Origin of the sequence: Klebsiella sp. C360, from assembly GCF_048822415.1 — a bacterium.
In the GTDB taxonomy this organism is placed as follows: Bacteria; Pseudomonadota; Gammaproteobacteria; order Enterobacterales; family Enterobacteriaceae; genus Klebsiella; species Klebsiella quasipneumoniae.
Map to the genome: position 1 here is coordinate 190236 of NZ_JBMEZZ010000007.1, position 17274 is coordinate 207509.

Genomic DNA, 17274 nt, shown 5'->3' on the forward strand with positions numbered 1-17274 from the left:
CCCTTATCCTTTGCGAAACATTTTCAGCATGCGCTGAGTCACGGTAAAACCACCGAAAATATTAATGCTGGCGATCAGTACCGCGATAAAGCTCAGGAAGCTGACCCAGCCGCCGTGGCCTATCTGCAACAATGCGCCAACCACGATAATGCCCGAAATGGCGTTCGTCACCGACATCAGCGGCGTATGCAGGGCATGGGAGACATTCCATACCACGTAGTAACCCACCACGCAGGCCAGCGCGAAGACGGTGAAATGGCCGAGGAACTCTTTAGGCGCCACGTTGGCCAGCCAGCCGAAGAGGATAATCGCCAGCGCGATCAGCGCATATTTGCGCCACGGCGACGCCGGTTTGACCTCTTCTTTCGGCGCTTCCACTTTTTTCGCCGCGGCCTGCGGCTGAGCGGAGACCTGAATCGGCGGCGCCGGCCAGGTGATTTCGCCTTCGCGCACCACGGTCACGCCGCGCACCACCACGTCATCGAAATCGATAACGATATTGCCGTCTTTCTCTTTGCACAGCAGCTTCAGCAGGTTCACCAGGTTAGTGCCGTAGAGCTGGGAGGACTGGGTCGGCAGACGGCCTGGGAGGTCGGTATAACCGATAATTTTCACGCCGTTGGCGGTGGTCACCACTTCGCCCGGCACGGTGTACTCGCAGTTGCCGCCGTTTTGCGAGGCGAGATCGACCACCACGCTGCCCGACTTCATTGAGTCAACCATTTCCCGGGTGATCAGCTTCGGCGCCGGTTTGCCCGGTATTAACGCCGTGGTGACGATAATATCGACCTCTTTCGCCTGGGCGGCGAACAGCGCCATTTCGGCTTTGATAAAGGCTTCGGACATCACCTTGGCATAGCCGTCGCCGCTGCCCGCTTCCTCTTTAAAATCCAGCTCGAGGAACTCGGCGCCCATACTCTGCACCTGCTCCTTCACTTCCGGGCGGGTATCGAAGGCGCGGACAATCGCGCCCAGGCTGTTGGCGGCGCCAATCGCCGCCAGTCCAGCTACCCCGGCGCCGATAACCATCACCTTGGCGGGCGGAACTTTGCCTGCCGCCGTGATCTGCCCGGTAAAGAAACGACCGAATTCATGGGCCGCTTCAACGATAGCGCGGTACCCGGCGATATTGGCCATTGAGCTGAGCGCATCCAGCGACTGGGCGCGTGAGATACGCGGCACCGAATCCATCGCCATCACGTTGATATTACGGGCCGCCAGTTTTTCCATCAGCTGCGGGTTTTGCGCCGGCCAGATAAAGCTAATCAGCGTGGTTCCTGGGTTTAACAGGGCAATTTCATCGTCATTCGGGGCATTGACCTTGAGGATGACATCAGACTGCCACACCTCGTCGCCGGTCACGATTTCAGCCCCTGCCTGGGCAAAGGCCTCATCGTCAAAGCTGGCCAGCTTCCCGGCGCCGCTTTCTACCGCGACGCTAAAGCCGAGTTTGAGCAACTGCTCAACGGTCTTCGGCGTGGCGGCGGCCCGGGTCTCCTGGGCTAGCCTTTCTTGTGGTACACCAATACGCATAGTTTTCCCTTCCATCGGTTTTTGATGATGGTTTACTTTTCTGACCAACAGCGACAGGACGGCAAAATCATCCTCGCCATCTTTCGCTGTCTGCAAAATGAAACAGTAACAAACTTTTTATAACCTACTGAAAATAGCGATTGTGATCTACAGCGATAAAACAGAAATTTTGATTTTATTGCTTATTGTCAGCACAGATGGTTCCGGGCAGCAATATTTACCTGAATTTGCCTCTCAGGCCTGATAATCCGCTTATCCAGTGGTATAAAACGCCATTTATCGCCATTGAGATCATTGTATTAACATTACATTAACTAATAAAAGTGGTATCGATTATCGTTTTTGCTGGTCAAGCGGCTGTTTTTTCAACATATCGAAAAATGTTATCTTTCCGTAGTATACGATTCGGGCGGCACGCAAAAAATGACGCAGACAGTCACGGCGATTAAATGCAATAATCAAACGTTTTCAGTCAACAACAACACCAGTATATGGTTTGCGCAAGGCAAAGGATTATTTTTATGAAGCTTAAAAACACCCTCCTGGCGTCTGCTCTCCTGACAACCGCCACGTTGTCTGCCCACGCAGCGACCGAGTTGACCCCGGAGCAGGCGGCTGCGCTGAAGCCCTACGATCGCGTTGTCGTCACCGGCCGCTTTAATGCCATTGGCGACGCAGTGCAAGCGGTATCGCGCAAAGCTGACAAAGACGGCGCGGCCTCATTCTATGTTGTCGACACGTCGGATTACGGCAATGGCGGCAACTGGCGCGTCACGGCTGACCTCTATAAAGACGACGCGCCGAAAGCGGATGCGCCGAAAAATCGCATCATCAATGGCGTGATGGAGCTGCCGAAAGATCAGGCCGTTGAGCTGATGCCTTACGACACCGTCACCGTCCAGGGCTTCTATCGCAGCCAGCCGGAAGTGAACGACGCCATCACCAAAGCGGCGAAAGCGAAAGGCGCCTATGCGTTCTTCATCGTCCGCCAGGTCGACGCCAACCAGGGCGGCAACCAGCGCATTACCGCCTATATCTACAAAAAAGATGCGGAGAAACGCGTTCTGCAGAGCCCGGACGCTATCCCGGCTGATTCTGAAGCCGGCCGCGCGGCGCTGGCCAAAGGCGGCGAAGCGGCGAAAAACGTCGAAATCCCGGGCGTCGCCACCACCGCGGCGGTTGGCTCCGGCACCGGCGTAGGTCGTTTCTTCGAGACCCAGTCGTCAAAAGGCGGACGTTACACTGTCACGCTGCCGGACGGCACCAAAGTTGAAGAAGTGAACAAAGTGACTGCGGCGCAAATGGTGCCGTTCGATAACATCAAGTTCACCGGCAACTACGGCAACATGACCGAGATCTCCTATCAGACGGCAAAACGCGCGGCGAAGAAAGGGGCGAAGTACTATCACATTACCCGCCAGTGGCAGGAACGCGGCGGCAACATCACCATCAGCGCCGATTTGTACAAATAATCGCTGCTGACTGGCTAAAAAGGCGGCGCATTGCCGCCTTTTCATTTTTTTTCATCCCCCGCCATTGCATGGCCCCCGGACACTCCGTAAAATCCCGCGCCTTAGCGCAATCCTCCATTTTTATGCGATTTCGCAAAATAAATATTCTGGAACAGCCATTTTCACCTCGGGAATGCAATGGAAAAGAAACTGGGCCTGAGCGCCCTGACCGCCCTGGTCCTCAGCTCAATGCTCGGCGCTGGCGTATTCAGTTTGCCGCAAAATATGGCGGCCGTGGCCAGCCCTTCCGCTCTGCTCATCGGCTGGGCGATTACCGGCGTCGGGATCCTGTTCCTCGCCTTCGCGATGCTGCTGTTGACCCGTATTCGTCCCGACCTCGACGGCGGGATCTTCACCTACGCCCGCGAAGGGTTCGGCGAGCTGATCGGCTTCTGTTCCGCCTGGGGCTACTGGCTGTGCGCGGTGATCGCCAATGTCTCCTATCTGGTGATCGTCTTTTCGGCGCTCAGTTTCTTCACCGATACCCCTGAGCTGCGCCTGTTTGGCGATGGCAACACCTGGCAGTCTATCGTTGGCGCTTCAGTTCTGCTGTGGGTGGTCCACTTCCTGGTCCTGCGTGGCGTGCAGACGGCGGCGGGGATTAACCTGGTCGCCACCCTCGCCAAGCTGTTGCCGCTGGGGGCGTTTGTCGCCCTCGCCGCCCTGGCCTTTCAGCTGGATACGTTCCGCCTCGATTTCAGCGGCCTGGCGCTGGGCGTACCGGTGTGGGAGCAGGTTAAAAACACGATGCTGATCACTCTGTGGGTGTTTATCGGCGTCGAGGGCGCGGTGGTGGTCTCCGCCCGCGCGCGACACAAGCGGGACGTTGGCCGCGCGACGCTGCTGGCGGTGCTTTCGGCCCTCGCGGTGTATCTGCTGGTCACCCTGCTGTCGCTGGGCGTGGTGCCGCGTAGCGAACTGGCCGAAATGCGCAACCCGTCGATGGCGGGACTGATGGTCAGACTGATGGGCTCGTGGGGTGAAATTGTGATTGCCGCCGGGCTTATCGTGTCGGTGTGTGGCGCCTATCTCAGCTGGACGATCATGGCTGCCGAAGTGCCTTACCTCGCCGCCACTCACAAAGCCTTCCCGCGCCTGTTCGCCCGCCAGAACCGCAACAACGCCCCCTCCGCTTCGCTGTGGCTGACCAATATCAGCGTTCAGGCGTCGCTGGTCCTCATCTGGCTGACCGGTTCGGACTACGGCACCCTGCTGACCATCGCCTCAGAGATGATCCTCGTGCCCTATCTGCTGGTCGGCGCCTTTTTGCTCAAAATCGCCACCCGTCCGCTGCATAAAGCGGTGGGTATCGGCGCCTGCATTTATGGCTTATGGTTATTATACGCGTCGGGACCTGTGCATTTGCTGTTGTCGGTGGTACTTTACGCTCCGGGTCTTCTGGTCTTTTTGTACGCCCGACGTACGCACCAGCACGATCGTTCGCTCAAACGCCGCGAATTGGCGCTAATTGGTTTATTGCTGGTTGCCGCTGTGCCGGCAACGTGGATGCTGGTGGGGTAAGCGGTCGCCCTGCCGCAGAAATCAAAGGAGATACCCATGGCTGAACAACAGCCCCGCCCGGTTCTGATCACAGGAGGAGGCCGCCGCATCGGCCTCGCGCTGGCGCACCATTTTCTGCAGCAACACCAGCCGGTGATCGTCAGCTATCGCACGCCCTATCCGGCGATCGAAGACCTGCGCGAAGCGGGCGCCCTCTGTCTGCAGGCCGACTTCAGCAGCGATGACGGCATTCTGACCTTTGCCGAAGCGGTTAAATCGCATACCAGCGGCCTGCGGGCCATCATCCACAACGCCAGCGACTGGATGGCGGAGAAGCCGGGCGTACCGCTCAGCACGGTGATCAACCGCATGATGCAGATCCACGTCCATGCCCCCTATCTGCTCAACCACGCGCTGGAGGAGCTCCTGCGCGGCCACGGCCATGCCGCCAGCGACATTATCCATATCACCGATTACGTGGTGGAGCGCGGGAGCGATAAACATATCGCCTACGCCGCCAGCAAGGCCGCGCTGGACAACATGACCCGCTCCTTTGCCCGCAAGCTGGCCCCGGAGATCAAAGTCAACGCCATTGCGCCGTCGCTGATCATGTTCAATGAAGGTGACGACGAGGCTTATCGTCAGCAGGCGCTGGATAAGTCGCTGATGAAAATCGCCCCGGGCGAGAAAGAGATCAGCGACCTTATCGACTATCTGTTTACCAGCCGCTACGTGACCGGCCGGTCATTCGCCGTCGACGGCGGTCGCCCTCTGCGTTAGTGGAAGCGGCTCCAGCCAACAATCAACAACCACGCGCACAGCCCCCAGCACCCCACTGCGCCTGCCAGCGCCAACGGCAGGCGCATGATCCCGGTGAAGTACCACAGCGACAGCAGATAGATAAAACAGGGAACGATCGACCACATGCCGAACACGATAGTGGTGCGCAGAGCTTCAATACCGCGCTCGCTGGCGACGATATAGTGGGCAATGAGCGCAAAGGTGGGAAACAGCGGAACAAGTCCGGCGATGGCGTAGTTTTTGGTTTTCGCCAGCACGCCAATCAGCACCACCACCAGCGCGCCCAGCAGCCCTTTGATTAACAGCCCCATGTCCTTATGCCTTAACAATGAATCAACAAGTTAGCGCAGCATAGCGGAATTAGCGCTGTTTATAAAAGAGGAATGGCGGGTAAAATAGGCGCGGTGTATGTTACTTCTTTTACTGATGTGCAATAGACATGAATAAAATCGTTTTTGTTGAGGATGACCCGGAGGTAGGGGCGCTGATCGCCGCCTATCTCGGCAAGCATGATATGGATGTGGTGGTCGAGCCTCGCGGCGACCGCGCAGAGGACGTGATCGCGCGGGAGAAACCGGACCTCGTGCTCCTGGACATTATGCTGCCCGGCAAGGACGGAATGACGCTCTGTCGCGATCTGCGTGGGCAATGGCAAGGGCCGATTGTCCTGCTGACCTCGCTCGACAGCGATATGAACCATATCCTCTCCCTGGAGATGGGCGCCAGCGATTATATCCTGAAAACCACCCCGCCGGCGGTGCTGCTGGCGCGACTGCGTCTGCATTTGCGCCAGCATATCGCCCCGGCGGGAGCTGGCGCGCCTGCGACGCTCACCCCGCACAAGACCATCTCCTTTGGCTCACTGACCATTGACCCGGTCAACCGCCAAGTGCTGCTCGGCGGAGAAAGCGTCGCCCTGTCTACCGCCGATTTCGACCTGCTGTGGGAGCTGGCTACCCACGCCGGGCAGATTATGGACCGCGACGCCCTGCTGAAAAATTTACGCGGCGTCACCTACGACGGGATGGATCGCAGCGTCGACGTCGCCATCTCGCGCCTGCGCAAAAAACTGCTCGATAACGCCACAGAACCCTACCGGATTAAGACGGTACGCAATAAAGGCTACCTCTTCGCCCCCCACGCCTGGGACAACTGAGCGGTCCTTCTGCGGCCCTGAAAGGGGCCCGTTTCACCGCCTGACCCCGGCGGCATGCGCATCGCGTTTTTCGCCGCCTTCGCGCTGGCGGGCCGCCGCCAGTTTGTCATATTGAGTAAATCAATATGTTTCGCCGTACAGAAGCCCATCACATAACCCCTCAATATGATTGTGCTCAAGGACTTACCGTTATCAGAATGGCATAAAGCCTGAAAACACAGGACTTTTGCATGATGAAATACGTTGTACTTTTGGCACTGACCCTCTTCACGTCACTCTCTGGCTGGGCTTTTTCCCTCGACAACGCCGATATCCGGCTCCTCTGTCCACAGCGCGGGCAAATTAAGGTGCTCCTCCACCGCTATCAACATACCCAGCAATCATGGGGAGATCACCATTTCGAAACCGGCGGCGGATACGTGCGCCAGGGGCCGCTGCTGGTGATCCCGTTTGCTAACCTTGATCAGATGATTTACCACCAGACCACCGGCGAATTTGCTTACTGGTATGCCGAAGCAAAACAGCTGGTGCGCTGTCGACTGCTGAGCCTGGCCACCCTCTATCCGGTGGATATCCCCTACTATCGCGAGTAGCGCCCAGCGGCGCGCAGATGACACTGGACACAATCCTTGCCTAATGCAGAGGTAAGCTCGCAACAAGTGACACTGTCACATTTTTAACAGCGCAGCTCCCCCCCGGCTGGCTATTGTCAGGGGGCATAAACCCTGCTTTGATAGCGTATCGGTTACTCCCGCGCGGGCCTCGGCTTGCCCCGGTAAACCCGAGACGTTTCCGCCTCGCCGGGCAGATGGTCCCGAGGCGCCGGCAGGTTTCTCTTTTTGACTATGCGGTAATGTAATGAAAAAGCTGTTCGTGCAGTTCTACCTTCTGCTCTTCGTCTGCTTTCTGGTGATGACCATGCTGGTGGGCCTGGTCTATAAATTTACCGCTGAACGCGCCGGCCGGCAGTCGCTTGACGATCTGATGAAAAGCTCACTGTATCTGATGCGCAGCGAGCTGCGGGAAATTCCGCCTCGCGACTGGAGCAAGACGCTGAAAGAACTGGATCTTAATCTGTCGTTCGACCTGCACATCGAGCCGATGAGCAAATTCAAATTGTCGGAAAGCTCGATGCAGCACCTGCGCGCCGGGGATATCGTCGCGCTCGACGACCAGTACACCTTTATCCAGCGCATCCCCCGCAGCCACTATGTGTTATCCGTGGGCCCGGTGCCCTATCTCTATTTTCTGCATGAAATGCGTCTCCTGGACGTGGCGCTGATGGCGTTTATCGCTATCTCGCTGGCCTTCCCGGTGTTTATCTGGATGCGTCCGCACTGGCAGGACATGCTGCGCATTGAGACCGCCGCCCAGCGCTTTGGCGAAGGCCACCTCAGCGAGCGTATTCATTTTGACAGCATGTCCAGCTTTGAGCGGCTCGGGGTGGCCTTCAACCAGATGGCCGACAACATTAACGCCCTCATTGCCAGTAAAAAGCAGCTGATTGACGGCATCGCCCATGAGCTCAGGACGCCGCTGGTGCGCCTGCGCTACCGTCTGGAGATGAGCGAAAACCTCACCGAGGCGGAATCGCAGGCGCTGAACCGCGATATCGGCCAGCTGGAGGCGCTCATAGAAGAGCTCCTGACCTACGCCCGTCTCGACCGCCCGCAGACGGAGCTCAGCCTGACCACCCCCGATTTCCCCGCCTGGATCAGCGACCACGTCGAGGATATCCAGATGGTCAACCCGCAGCGCGAAGTCGGCCTGGCGACGCTGACCCGCGGCAACTATGGCGCGCTGGATATGCGGTTGATGGAGCGGGTGCTGGATAATCTGGTGAACAACGCCCTGCGCTACAGCGGTCAGCAGGTAGCGGTCAGCCTGACCCTGCAGGGTTCCCGCGCGTCGTTGCAGGTCGACGATGACGGCCCGGGCATTGCCCTCGAGGAGCGCGAGCGGGTGTTCGAACCTTTTGTTCGTCTTGACCCCAGCCGCGATCGGGCGACCGGAGGGTGCGGCCTCGGACTGGCCATTGTCCACAGTATCGCCCAGGCGATGGGGGGCGACGTTCGCTGCGAGGCCAGTCCACTCGGCGGCGCCCGCTTCTGCTTTAGCTGGCCGGTCTATCATCTGTTGCCCGATTTTACCTCTGCCTGAATAAAACTTGCGCAGAGGCCGCGGGCTGGGTATGCTGGAAAAATCGAATAGTATGTTGTAACTAAGGTGAAGGCGATGGCCAGCTACGACCTCGTTGAACGTCTGAATGATACCTTTCGCCAGATCGAGCTGGAGCTGCAGGCGCTGCGCCAGGCGTTAGCGACCTGCCGGCTGCTGGCGGGCCGGGTGTTTGAGCTGCCGGCGATCAGTAAAGATGCCGAGCATGACCCGCTGGCGAACATTACGGTCGTCCAGCACACCGGCGAGGCGGCGCTGGATCTCGCCCTGCGCCACTACGGCCATCTGTTTATCCAGCAGCAGTCGGAAACCCGCAGCAGCAAAGCCGCCGTCCGCCTGCCGGGCGCTATCTGTCTACAGGTCACCGCCGCGGAACAGCAGGTGCTGCTGGCGCGCATTCAGCAGATTAACGCCCTGAAGGCCACCTTCGAGAAAATCGTCACTGTCGACGCTGGCCTGCCCCCCACCGCCCGCTTTGAGTGGGTGCATCGCCATCTGCCTGGATTAATCACCCTCAGCGCCTATCGCACGCTAACGCCCCTCCTCGACCCGAGCACTATCCGCTTCGGCTGGGCCAATAAGCACGTGATCAAAAATCTGACCCGCGACCAGGTGTTGATGATGCTGGAAAAAAGCCTGCAATCGCCGCGGGCGGTGCCGCCCTGGACCCGCGAGCAGTGGCAGAGCAAACTGGAAAGGGAGTATCAGGATATCGCCGCCCTGCCGCAGCGGGCGCGGCTAAAAATCAAACGGCCGGTGAAAGTGCAGCCGATTGCCCGCGTCTGGTATGCCAGCGAGCAGAAACAGGTGCAGTACGCCTGCCCCAGCCCGCTGATCGCCCTGATGTCCGGTAGCCAGGGGGTCAGCGTGCCGGATATTGGCGAATTGCTCAACTACGATGCCGACAATGTGCAATACCGCTACAAACCGGAGGCGCAGGCGCTGAGATTACTGATCCCTCGTCTGCACCTCTGGCTGGCTAGCGAGTAGCCAGGCTGCCGACCATCTGTTCCGGGCGCACCCAGCTATCGAATTCGGCTTCCGTCAGGTAGCCCAGCGCCAGCGCCGAAGCCTTCAGGGTCAGCCCCTCATGGTGCGCTTTTTTGGCGATCTCCGCCGCTTTATCATAGCCGATATGGGTATTCAGCGCGGTCACCAGCATCAGCGACTCGTTGAGCAGCTGGGTGATCCGCTCACGATTCGGCTCAATCCCCACCGCACAGTGCTCGTTAAAGCTCGCCATGCCGTCCGCCAGCAGACGCACCGACTGCAGGAAGTTGTGAATGACCATCGGCCGATAGACGTTGAGCTCAAAGTTACCCGAGGCGCCGCCGATATTCACCGCCACGTCGTTACCCATCACCTGGCAGCAGACCATGGTCAGGGCCTCGCACTGCGTCGGGTTGACCTTACCGGGCATAATCGATGACCCAGGCTCGTTTTCCGGGATGGCGATTTCGCCAATCCCGCAGCGCGGCCCGGAGGCCAGCCAGCGGACATCGTTAGCGATTTTCATCAGCGAAGCCGCCAGACCTTTCAGCGCGCCGTGGGCATGGACCAGGGCATCGACGGTGGCCAGCGCTTCGAATTTATTCGGCGCGGTGACAAACGGCTGTCCGCTGAGCGAGGCCAGCTCGGCCGCCACCCGCACGGCATATTCCGGATGCGTATTGAGCCCGGTCCCCACCGCCGTCCCGCCCAGCGCCAGCTCGGCAAGGTGCGGCTGGCTGGCTTCAAGATGCTTCAGGCTATGGTCCAGCATCGCCACCCAGCCAGAGATTTCCTGGCCTAAGGTGAGCGGCGTGGCGTCCTGCAGATGGGTGCGACCGATCTTCACGATATCCCTGAAGGCCACCGCTTTATCGTTGAGCGTGGCCCGCAGCGCCTGCAGCGACGGGAGCAACTTTTCCCGCAGGGCGACCAGCGCCGCGACGTGCATGGTGGTGGGGAACACATCGTTCGAGCTCTGGCTTTTATTGACATCGTCATTGGGGTGGATTTTTCGCGCCATCCCCCGCTCCCCGCCGAGCAGTTCACTGGCGCGGTTAGCCAGCACCTCGTTCATATTCATATTGCTCTGGGTGCCGGAACCGGTCTGCCAGATAGCCAGCGGGAACTCCTGGGGATGTTTTCCGGCCAGCACTTCGTCAGCGGCGGCGACGATCGCCCCGGCTTTCTCCGCCGTCAGCAGGCCAAGATCCTGATTGACCTTCGCCGCCGCCCGCTTGGTCAGCGCGAGGGCATATATCAGTTCCCCGGGCATTTTTTCGGTCGAGATGCGGAAATGCTCCAGCGAACGCTGGGTCTGGGCGCCCCAGAGTTTATCGGCCGGGACGTCGATGGCGCCCATCGAGTCTTTTTCACTGCGATGCGTTGTCATTACTTTCTCCTTGGATGAAAAGTGCGTCATAGCGACAAAGCTCACCTGCTTAAAAAAGTAAGTATTGGCCAGATTGATAAGTTGTTTTGGTGGTTCGTGCCGCAAAGCGGCATAAAAAAGCCGCCCCGAAGGACGGCCCGGACGGCTGACAACGTGCCATCTTCAGGAATTGCCCGGCGGCGCTGCGGTTGCGCGGGCCGACAGGGAATGGCATAACCGGTTGATATTGCTGTTTTCGTAGGCCGGGTAAGGCGAAAGCCGCCACCCGGCAGAAGGCGCGCACGATAACGAAAACAGGTTTGTCATCGGCCAGAGCCGCCCCGAACGGCGGCCAGGTTTATTTCACGCAGCGGGCGCACTGCGACGTCTGGATCTGCTGGAAGAAGTCGTTGCCTTTATCATCGACGAGGATAAACGCCGGGAAGTCTTCCACTTCGATTTTCCAGATCGCCTCCATCCCCAGCTCCGGATACGCCACGCACTCCAGGCTGCGGATGCTCTGCTGAGCCAGTACCGCCGCCGGGCCGCCGATGCTGCCGAGGTAGAAACCGCCGTGCTTGTGGCAGGCGTCGGTGACCTGCTGGCTGCGGTTGCCTTTCGCCAGCATGATCTTACTCGCGCCGTGAGACTGCAGCAGATCGACGTAAGAGTCCATGCGGCCTGCGGTAGTCGGGCCGAGGGAGCCGGAGGCGTAACCGTCCGGCGTCTTGGCCGGGCCAGCGTAGTAGATCGGGTGATCTTTCACGTACTGCGGCAGTTCCTCGCCGTTATCGATAAGCTCTTTCAGCTTGGCGTGGGCGATGTCGCGGGCGACGATAATGGTGCCGCTCAGCGACAGACGGGTGGAGACCGGGTACTGCGACAGCAGCGCCAGGATCTCGCTCATCGGCTGGTTAAGGTTCACCTTCACCGCTTCGCCTTCGCCGGCCTGGCGCAGATGCTCAGGGATATATTTCCCCGGATTGCTCTCCAGCTTCTCGATCCAGATGCCGTCGCGGTTGATTTTGGCTTTGATGTTGCGGTCGGCGGAACAGGAGACGCCCATCCCTACCGGACAGGAGGCGCCGTGGCGCGGCAGGCGGATCACCCGGATATCGTGGGCGAAGTATTTGCCGCCGAACTGCGCGCCGAGGCCGAGATTTTGCGCCTCCACCAGCAGCTCCTGCTCCAGCTGAATGTCGCGGAACGCCTGGCCGTGCTCATTACCTTCGGTCGGCAGACCGTCGTAGTATTTGGTGGACGCCAGCTTGACGGTCTTCAGCGTCGCTTCCGCCGAGGTACCGCCGATGACAAAGGCGATGTGGTACGGCGGGCAGGCAGCGGTACCGAGGGTACGCATCTTCTCCACCAGATAGTTTTTCAGCTTCGCCGGGGTGATCAGCGCTTTGGTTTCCTGGTAGAGATAGGTTTTGTTCGCCGAGCCGCCGCCTTTGGCGATACAGAGGAATTTGTACTCATCGCCATCGGTAGCATAGAGGTCGATCTGCGCCGGCAGGTTGGTGCCGGTGTTGACCTCTTTATACATATCCAGCGGGGCGTTCTGCGAATAGCGCAGGTTGTCCTGGATGTAGGTGTTGTATACCCCCTGCGCCAGCGCGGCTTCGTCGCCGCCGCCGGTCCAGACGCGCTGGCCTTTTTTACCCATGATGATGGCGGTGCCGGTGTCCTGGCAGGTGGGCAGAATGCCTTTGGCGGCGATATCGGAGTTGCGCAGGAACTGCAGGGCGACGTATTTGTCGTTTTCGCTGGCTTCCGGGTCGTTAAGGATATCCGCTACCTGCTGCTGATGGGCCGGGCGAAGCATAAAGGAGGCGTCGTGGAAGGCATGTTGCGCCAGAAGGGTCAGCGCCTGAGGGTCAACTTTTAGCACTTCCTGGCCGGCAAATTCGGCGACGGAGACGTAATCACTGCTGAGGAGATAATACTCGGTGTCATCCTTTTTGAGGGGAAAAGGATCCTGGTAAACAAACGGTTTATTCGACATTGTACTCTCACTTACTGCTTTGGCTGATTATGTTTCAGGCAGGGACTCCATGTGCCTGTAGAAAAGCGAGTCGATCAATTTTACACAAATTTTTAACAAAAACTGAGACAGGGACGACTTTTTCTTTCAGCAGTTGCTTCTCCAGCGTTTGCTGGTTTAATAGGGCGATAAATTTTACTTTGATTGAAACAGGGATTGAGAATGCAAAAGCTGATTAACGCCGTGCAGAACTATGCATGGGGAAGCCACACCGCCTTAACTGAACTGTATGGCATCGCCAACCCGGACAACCTGCCGATGGCAGAGCTGTGGATGGGGGCGCATCCGAAGAGCAGCTCGCAGATCCTGGCGGCAGACGGCCAGCCGCGTTCGCTGCGCGAAGTGATTGATGCGGACAAAGCCGCCCTGCTCGGCGACAAAGTGGCGCAGCGCTTCGGTGAACTGCCGTTCCTGTTTAAAGTGCTGTGCGCCGCGCAGCCCCTCTCCATTCAGGTCCATCCTAACAAACAGGCCTCCGAAGAGGGTTTCGCCCGCGAGAACGCCGCCGGCATCCCCCTCTCCGCCGCCGAACGTAACTACAAAGATCCGAACCACAAGCCGGAGCTGGTCTTCGCCCTGACCCCGTTCCTGGCGATGAACGCGTTTCGCGAGTTCAGCGAGATTGTCAGCCTGCTGCAGCCGGTGGCTAACGCGCACCCGGCGATCGGCGCCTTCCTGCAGCAGCCGGACGCGGCTCGCCTGAGCCAGCTGTTTGCCAGCCTGCTGAATATGCAGGGCGAGGAAAAAGCGCAGGCGCTGCAGGCGCTGCGCGAGGTGCTGGACCGCGAACAGGGCGAACCGTGGCAGACCATCCGCCTGATCGCCGAATTTTATCCCGACGACAGCGGCCTTTTCTCCCCGCTGCTGCTGAACGTGGTGAAGCTGAATCCGGGCGAAGCGATGTTCCTGTTTGCCGAAACGCCGCACGCGTATCTGCAGGGGGTGGCGCTGGAGGTGATGGCCAACTCGGATAACGTACTGCGCGCCGGCCTGACGCCGAAGTACATTGATATCCCTGAGCTGGTGGCCAACGTAAAGTTCGAGGCCAAACCGGCGGGTGAGCTGCTGACCCAGCCGCAGCGGCACGGCGCGGAGCTGGACTTCCCGATCCCGGTGGAAGATTTTGCCTTCTCGCTGCACGATCTCTCCGCCGAGGCCAGCGATCTGGCCCAGGCGAGCGCGGCGATCGTTTTCTGCGTCGACGGCGAAGCCCTGCTGCGCAAAGGCGATCAGAGCCTGACCCTCAAGCCGGGCGAATCGGCCTTTGTGGCCGCCAATGAGTCGCCGGTGCAGGTCAGCGGCCATGGCCGCGTGGCGCGCGTGTTCAATAAGCTCCAGTAAACGACAGACCTTTCAGGTCGCGCTTACTGATTATGACAACTCAGCCAGGCGGTCTCTCCGCCTGGCTTCATTTATGGACAAATGCTATGAAAAAATCGCTGGTCGCAGCAGGAATCATCGTGGCGCTGGGCGTGGTATGGACAGGCGGCGCCTGGTACACCGGCAAACAGCTGGAAGGCCGGATTGCCGATATGGTGCAGCAGGCTAACGCGCAGTTACGCAGCAGCGCGCCGGAGTCAGGTCTGGAGCTGAGCTATCAGGACTACCAGCGCGGGCTGTTCAGCAGCCATCTGCAGCTGGTGGTGAAGCCGATCGCCGGTCAGGCTAACGGCTGGCTGGCCGCCGGGCAGAGCGTGGTGCTTGACGAGGTGGTCGATCACGGCCCCTTCCCGCTGGCCTCGTTAAAAACCTTTAATCTGGCCCCGGCGATGGCCTCGGTCCACACCACGCTGGTGAAAAACGACGCCAGCCAGGCGCTGTTCGAAATAGCCAAAGGCAATACCCCCTTTACCGTCGATACGCGCATCGCCTACAGCGGCGACAGCCAGTCGGCGATCGTGCTCAATGCCCTCGACTACGCCAAAGGGGATGAGAAAGTCACCTTCAGCGGCGGCGAGTTCCAGCTCGACGCCGACCGCGACGGCAAAAACATCAGTCTGAAGGGCCAGGCCGGCAGCGGCCAGATCGATGCTCTCAACGAATATAACCAGAAGGTGCAGCTGCGCTTCGTCAACCTGACCACCGACGGCGCCACCGAGCTGGCCAGCTTCAACGAGCGTATCGGCCAGCAAAAAATGACCCTCGATAAACTGGCCATCAGCGTCGAAGGCAAAGAGCTGGCGCTGGTTGACGGCATGGCGCTGGACGGCGGCTCCACGCTGACCAAGGACGGCAAAGGCGTGAACAGCCAGGTGAACTACACCGTCAACAGCCTGAAGCTGCAGGGTCAGGATATGGGTAGCGGCAAACTGACGCTGAAAGTGGATAACGTCGACGGTCAGGCGTGGCACCAGTTCAGCCAGCAGTACAGCGCGCAGTCTCAGGCGCTGCTGGCGAAACCAGAGCTGGCGCAGAACCCGGAGCTGTACCAGCAGGCGCTTACCGAAACCCTGTTCAATGCGCTGCCGATCCTGCTTAAGGGCAATCCGTCGGTGACTATCTCACCGCTGAGCTGGCGCAATGCCAAAGGCGAAAGCAGCCTCAACCTATCGGTGCTGCTGAAAGATCCGGCCCTGGTGACCGCCCCGCCGCAGACCCTGGCGGACAGCCTGGATCGCGTGGTGCAGTCCCTTGACGGCAAAGTGGTGATCCCGGTGGATATGGCGACGGAGTTTATGACTAAGATCGCCGGTCTGGAAGGCTACCAGCCAGCCGACGCCGCCAAACTCGCCGATCAGCAGGTCAAAGGCCTGGCGGCGATGGGCCAGATGTTCCGCATCACCACCATGGAAGATAACGCCATCAGCAGCAGCCTGCAGTACGCGAACGGCCAGGTGACGCTGAACGGCCAGAAAATGCCGCTGGAGGATTTTGCCGCGATGTTTGGTCTCGAAGCGCCTTCGTTACCGGACAGCGCGCCGCAGGAGGGCCAGCCGCAGCAGGATGACGCCGCGCCTCAGCAGGACGACGCCGCCCCGCAGCCGTAATTTATCGGCTCAGGAGACGGCCAGCGCGCGCCGTCTCCGTCATTTTCTCGTCACCAGCCGCGGGGGCATGATCTGATTTCGCGTCTCGCCCGCGCCCTCCTCCAGCCGCCGCAGCATCGACTCCGCCAGCGTTTTTCCCATCTCGCGCGCCGGGGTGGTGACCCAGGTGAGCGGCAGGTCGTCAAGCGCGGCCTCAGGCACATCGGCGAACGCCGCCAGCGCCACCCGCTGCTCGAAGTAGCTGTCGACGCCATCCTCCCCGCTCTGCCTTCCGGCGCGCAGCAGACCGAACCACGCGCCGGTCGCCACCACGTTGTTGTAGCACAGCACTGCGGTGATGGTCGGGTTTTGCCCCAGCAGCGCGGTCATCGCCTCCGCCGCCTGCTTCTGGCTCGATTCGCACTCCAGTACCCATTCGCTATGAAACGGCAGACCGTATTTCAGCAAGGTGGCGCAATAGCCGCCGACTCGCTCGGCGCGGGTCAGCGACGAGCTCTGGCCGCCAAGCCAGGCGATCCGCTGATGGCCGCGGCGGATCAGATGCTCGGTCACCAGCTGCGCCGCCTGCATGTTGTCCGGACGGATCAGGTCGACATCGTCGAGATAGCTGGCGCGGGAAGCGAACACCAGCGGCACACCCGCCTCCGCCGCCCGCTCGCGCAGCTCGCTCCCGCGGTCGATGGCCCCGGCGATGATCACCCCATCCACCCCCTGCGCCGCCAGCGTGTCAAACCGCTGCGCCATCTTCTCGCCGCTGCGCCCTCCCTGGGTGAGAAACACCATTTTCCCCTGCCTCTCCAGGGCATCGGTGAGGCCGGCGGTTAACTCGGCATAGAACGGTTTAGAGAGATCGCTGACGATAAGGCCAATCACCCCGCTCTGTCCGCCGCGCAGCGAGGCGGCCTGACGGTTGCGCACAAATCCCAGCTGCTCGATGGCCTGATTAACCCGCTCGCCGGTGGCGCTGGAGATACGCCCTTTCCCGCTCAGCACCAGCGAAACGGTGCTCACGGAGACGCCGGCGGCCAGCGCCACATCATTGATGGTGATCTTTTTTGCGATAGCCATAGCGTGCCGGCTGACTCCCTTGCCTGTCGATAAAACGTTTTATCATTGTGCGATCTTTATAAACCTTATTATCGCTTGAATATGTGATTTTTATCGCACTAAAAAGTGGTAAAACGTTTTATCTTGCCGTGGCGTTA

14 protein-coding genes are annotated in these 17274 nt (G+C 59.6%); 9 read left to right on the forward strand and 5 right to left on the reverse strand.

The window, feature by feature from the left end; translation table 11 throughout:
• Positions 1 to 3 precede the first annotated feature (3 nt).
• On the reverse strand, positions 4 to 1533 hold the full coding sequence (gene pntA / locus ACOI7D_RS19410; protein ID WP_048297428.1) for a Re/Si-specific NAD(P)(+) transhydrogenase subunit alpha: 1530 nt from the start codon (positions 1531 to 1533) through the stop codon (positions 4 to 6).
• A 521-nt stretch (positions 1534 to 2054) separates the two neighbouring features.
• Here pntA and ydgH point away from each other — a divergent pair.
• From ydgH to folM, 3 genes are all read left to right on the forward strand, one after another.
• The gene (ydgH, locus tag ACOI7D_RS19415) at positions 2055 to 3005 is read left to right on the forward strand and encodes a DUF1471 family protein YdgH (protein WP_004887044.1); all 951 of its coding nucleotides are present in this window, start codon (positions 2055 to 2057) and stop codon (positions 3003 to 3005) included.
• Between the two features lie 177 nt (positions 3006 to 3182).
• Entirely contained in the window at positions 3183 to 4565 is a 1383-nt protein-coding gene (locus ACOI7D_RS19420; RefSeq protein WP_044522700.1) for an amino acid permease, read from the forward strand.
• Positions 4566 to 4601: 36 nt separating this feature from the next.
• Positions 4602 to 5324 (forward strand): dihydromonapterin reductase, encoded by a 723-nt coding sequence (folM, locus tag ACOI7D_RS19425; RefSeq protein ID WP_032452696.1) that lies wholly within the window; start codon positions 4602 to 4604, stop codon positions 5322 to 5324.
• Here folM and ACOI7D_RS19430 read toward each other — a convergent pair.
• Positions 5321 to 5656, reverse strand: a complete 336-nt coding sequence (locus tag ACOI7D_RS19430; RefSeq protein ID WP_109547399.1) for a GlpM family protein — start codon at positions 5654 to 5656, stop codon at positions 5321 to 5323. The two genes, folM and ACOI7D_RS19430, sit on opposite strands and share 4 nt — an antisense overlap.
• Positions 5657 to 5784: 128 nt before the next feature.
• Here ACOI7D_RS19430 and rstA point away from each other — a divergent pair, with 128 nt between their 5' ends.
• The 4 genes from rstA (at position 5785) to tus (ending at position 9669) form a co-directional block, all read left to right on the forward strand.
• Positions 5785 to 6501 carry a two-component system response regulator RstA gene (gene rstA, locus ACOI7D_RS19435; protein WP_072413140.1) on the forward strand — a complete coding sequence of 239 codons (717 nt, stop codon included), beginning with the start codon at positions 5785 to 5787 and terminating at the stop codon, positions 6499 to 6501.
• A gap of 230 nt (positions 6502 to 6731) precedes the next feature.
• Complete coding sequence (locus ACOI7D_RS19440; protein ID WP_023289499.1) at positions 6732 to 7094, forward strand: hypothetical protein; 363 nt, start codon at positions 6732 to 6734, stop codon at positions 7092 to 7094.
• Between the two features lie 265 nt (positions 7095 to 7359).
• Positions 7360 to 8661 (forward strand): two-component system sensor histidine kinase RstB, encoded by a 1302-nt coding sequence (gene rstB / locus ACOI7D_RS19445; RefSeq protein ID WP_109547400.1) that lies wholly within the window; start codon positions 7360 to 7362, stop codon positions 8659 to 8661.
• Between the two features lie 75 nt (positions 8662 to 8736).
• Entirely contained in the window at positions 8737 to 9669 is a 933-nt protein-coding gene (gene tus / locus ACOI7D_RS19450; RefSeq protein WP_032452693.1) for a DNA replication terminus site-binding protein, read from the forward strand.
• Here the strand turns inward: tus and fumC are convergent.
• Together fumC and fumA are read right to left on the reverse strand one after the other, a co-directional pair.
• Positions 9659 to 11059 carry a class II fumarate hydratase gene (gene fumC, locus ACOI7D_RS19455; RefSeq protein ID WP_109547401.1) on the reverse strand — a complete coding sequence of 467 codons (1401 nt, stop codon included), beginning with the start codon at positions 11057 to 11059 and terminating at the stop codon, positions 9659 to 9661. The genes tus and fumC overlap by 11 nt on opposite strands.
• A 337-nt stretch (positions 11060 to 11396) precedes the next feature.
• On the reverse strand, positions 11397 to 13043 hold the full coding sequence (gene fumA / locus ACOI7D_RS19460; RefSeq protein ID WP_023289495.1) for a class I fumarate hydratase FumA: 1647 nt from the start codon (positions 13041 to 13043) through the stop codon (positions 11397 to 11399).
• Positions 13044 to 13244: 201 nt separating this feature from the next.
• On the opposite strand from fumA, the gene manA reads away from it, so the two are divergent.
• Positions 13245 to 14423: a mannose-6-phosphate isomerase gene (gene manA / locus ACOI7D_RS19465; protein WP_023289494.1), complete on the forward strand. Its 1179-nt coding sequence runs from the start codon at positions 13245 to 13247 to the stop codon at positions 14421 to 14423.
• An 86-nt stretch (positions 14424 to 14509) separates the two neighbouring features.
• Entirely contained in the window at positions 14510 to 16069 is a 1560-nt protein-coding gene (locus ACOI7D_RS19470; RefSeq protein WP_044522689.1) for a YdgA family protein, read from the forward strand.
• A 39-nt stretch (positions 16070 to 16108) separates the two neighbouring features.
• Here ACOI7D_RS19470 and ACOI7D_RS19475 read toward each other — a convergent pair whose 3' ends face one another.
• Positions 16109 to 17137, reverse strand: a complete 1029-nt coding sequence (locus ACOI7D_RS19475) for a Mal regulon transcriptional regulator MalI (RefSeq protein ID WP_048334909.1) — start codon at positions 17135 to 17137, stop codon at positions 16109 to 16111.
• Between the last annotated feature and the right edge of the window lie 137 nt (positions 17138 to 17274).

Bases quoted from the DNA above. Each gene is read 5' to 3' on its own strand.
- pntA (WP_048297428.1), bottom strand. From the start codon at position 1,533: ATGCGTATTGGTGTACCACAAGAAAGGCTAGCCCAGGAGACCCGGGCC.
- ydgH (WP_004887044.1), top strand. From the start codon at position 2,055: ATGAAGCTTAAAAACACCCTCCTGGCGTCTGCTCTCCTGACAACCGCC.
- ACOI7D_RS19420 (WP_044522700.1), top strand. From the start codon at position 3,183: ATGGAAAAGAAACTGGGCCTGAGCGCCCTGACCGCCCTGGTCCTCAGC.
- folM (WP_032452696.1), top strand. From the start codon at position 4,602: ATGGCTGAACAACAGCCCCGCCCGGTTCTGATCACAGGAGGAGGCCGC.
- ACOI7D_RS19430 (WP_109547399.1), bottom strand. From the start codon at position 5,656: ATGGGGCTGTTAATCAAAGGGCTGCTGGGCGCGCTGGTGGTGGTGCTG.
- rstA (WP_072413140.1), top strand. From the start codon at position 5,785: ATGAATAAAATCGTTTTTGTTGAGGATGACCCGGAGGTAGGGGCGCTG.
- ACOI7D_RS19440 (WP_023289499.1), top strand. From the start codon at position 6,732: ATGATGAAATACGTTGTACTTTTGGCACTGACCCTCTTCACGTCACTC.
- rstB (WP_109547400.1), top strand. From the start codon at position 7,360: ATGAAAAAGCTGTTCGTGCAGTTCTACCTTCTGCTCTTCGTCTGCTTT.
- tus (WP_032452693.1), top strand. From the start codon at position 8,737: ATGGCCAGCTACGACCTCGTTGAACGTCTGAATGATACCTTTCGCCAG.
- fumC (WP_109547401.1), bottom strand. From the start codon at position 11,059: ATGACAACGCATCGCAGTGAAAAAGACTCGATGGGCGCCATCGACGTC.
- fumA (WP_023289495.1), bottom strand. From the start codon at position 13,043: ATGTCGAATAAACCGTTTGTTTACCAGGATCCTTTTCCCCTCAAAAAG.
- manA (WP_023289494.1), top strand. From the start codon at position 13,245: ATGCAAAAGCTGATTAACGCCGTGCAGAACTATGCATGGGGAAGCCAC.
- ACOI7D_RS19470 (WP_044522689.1), top strand. From the start codon at position 14,510: ATGAAAAAATCGCTGGTCGCAGCAGGAATCATCGTGGCGCTGGGCGTG.
- ACOI7D_RS19475 (WP_048334909.1), bottom strand. From the start codon at position 17,137: ATGGCTATCGCAAAAAAGATCACCATCAATGATGTGGCGCTGGCCGCC.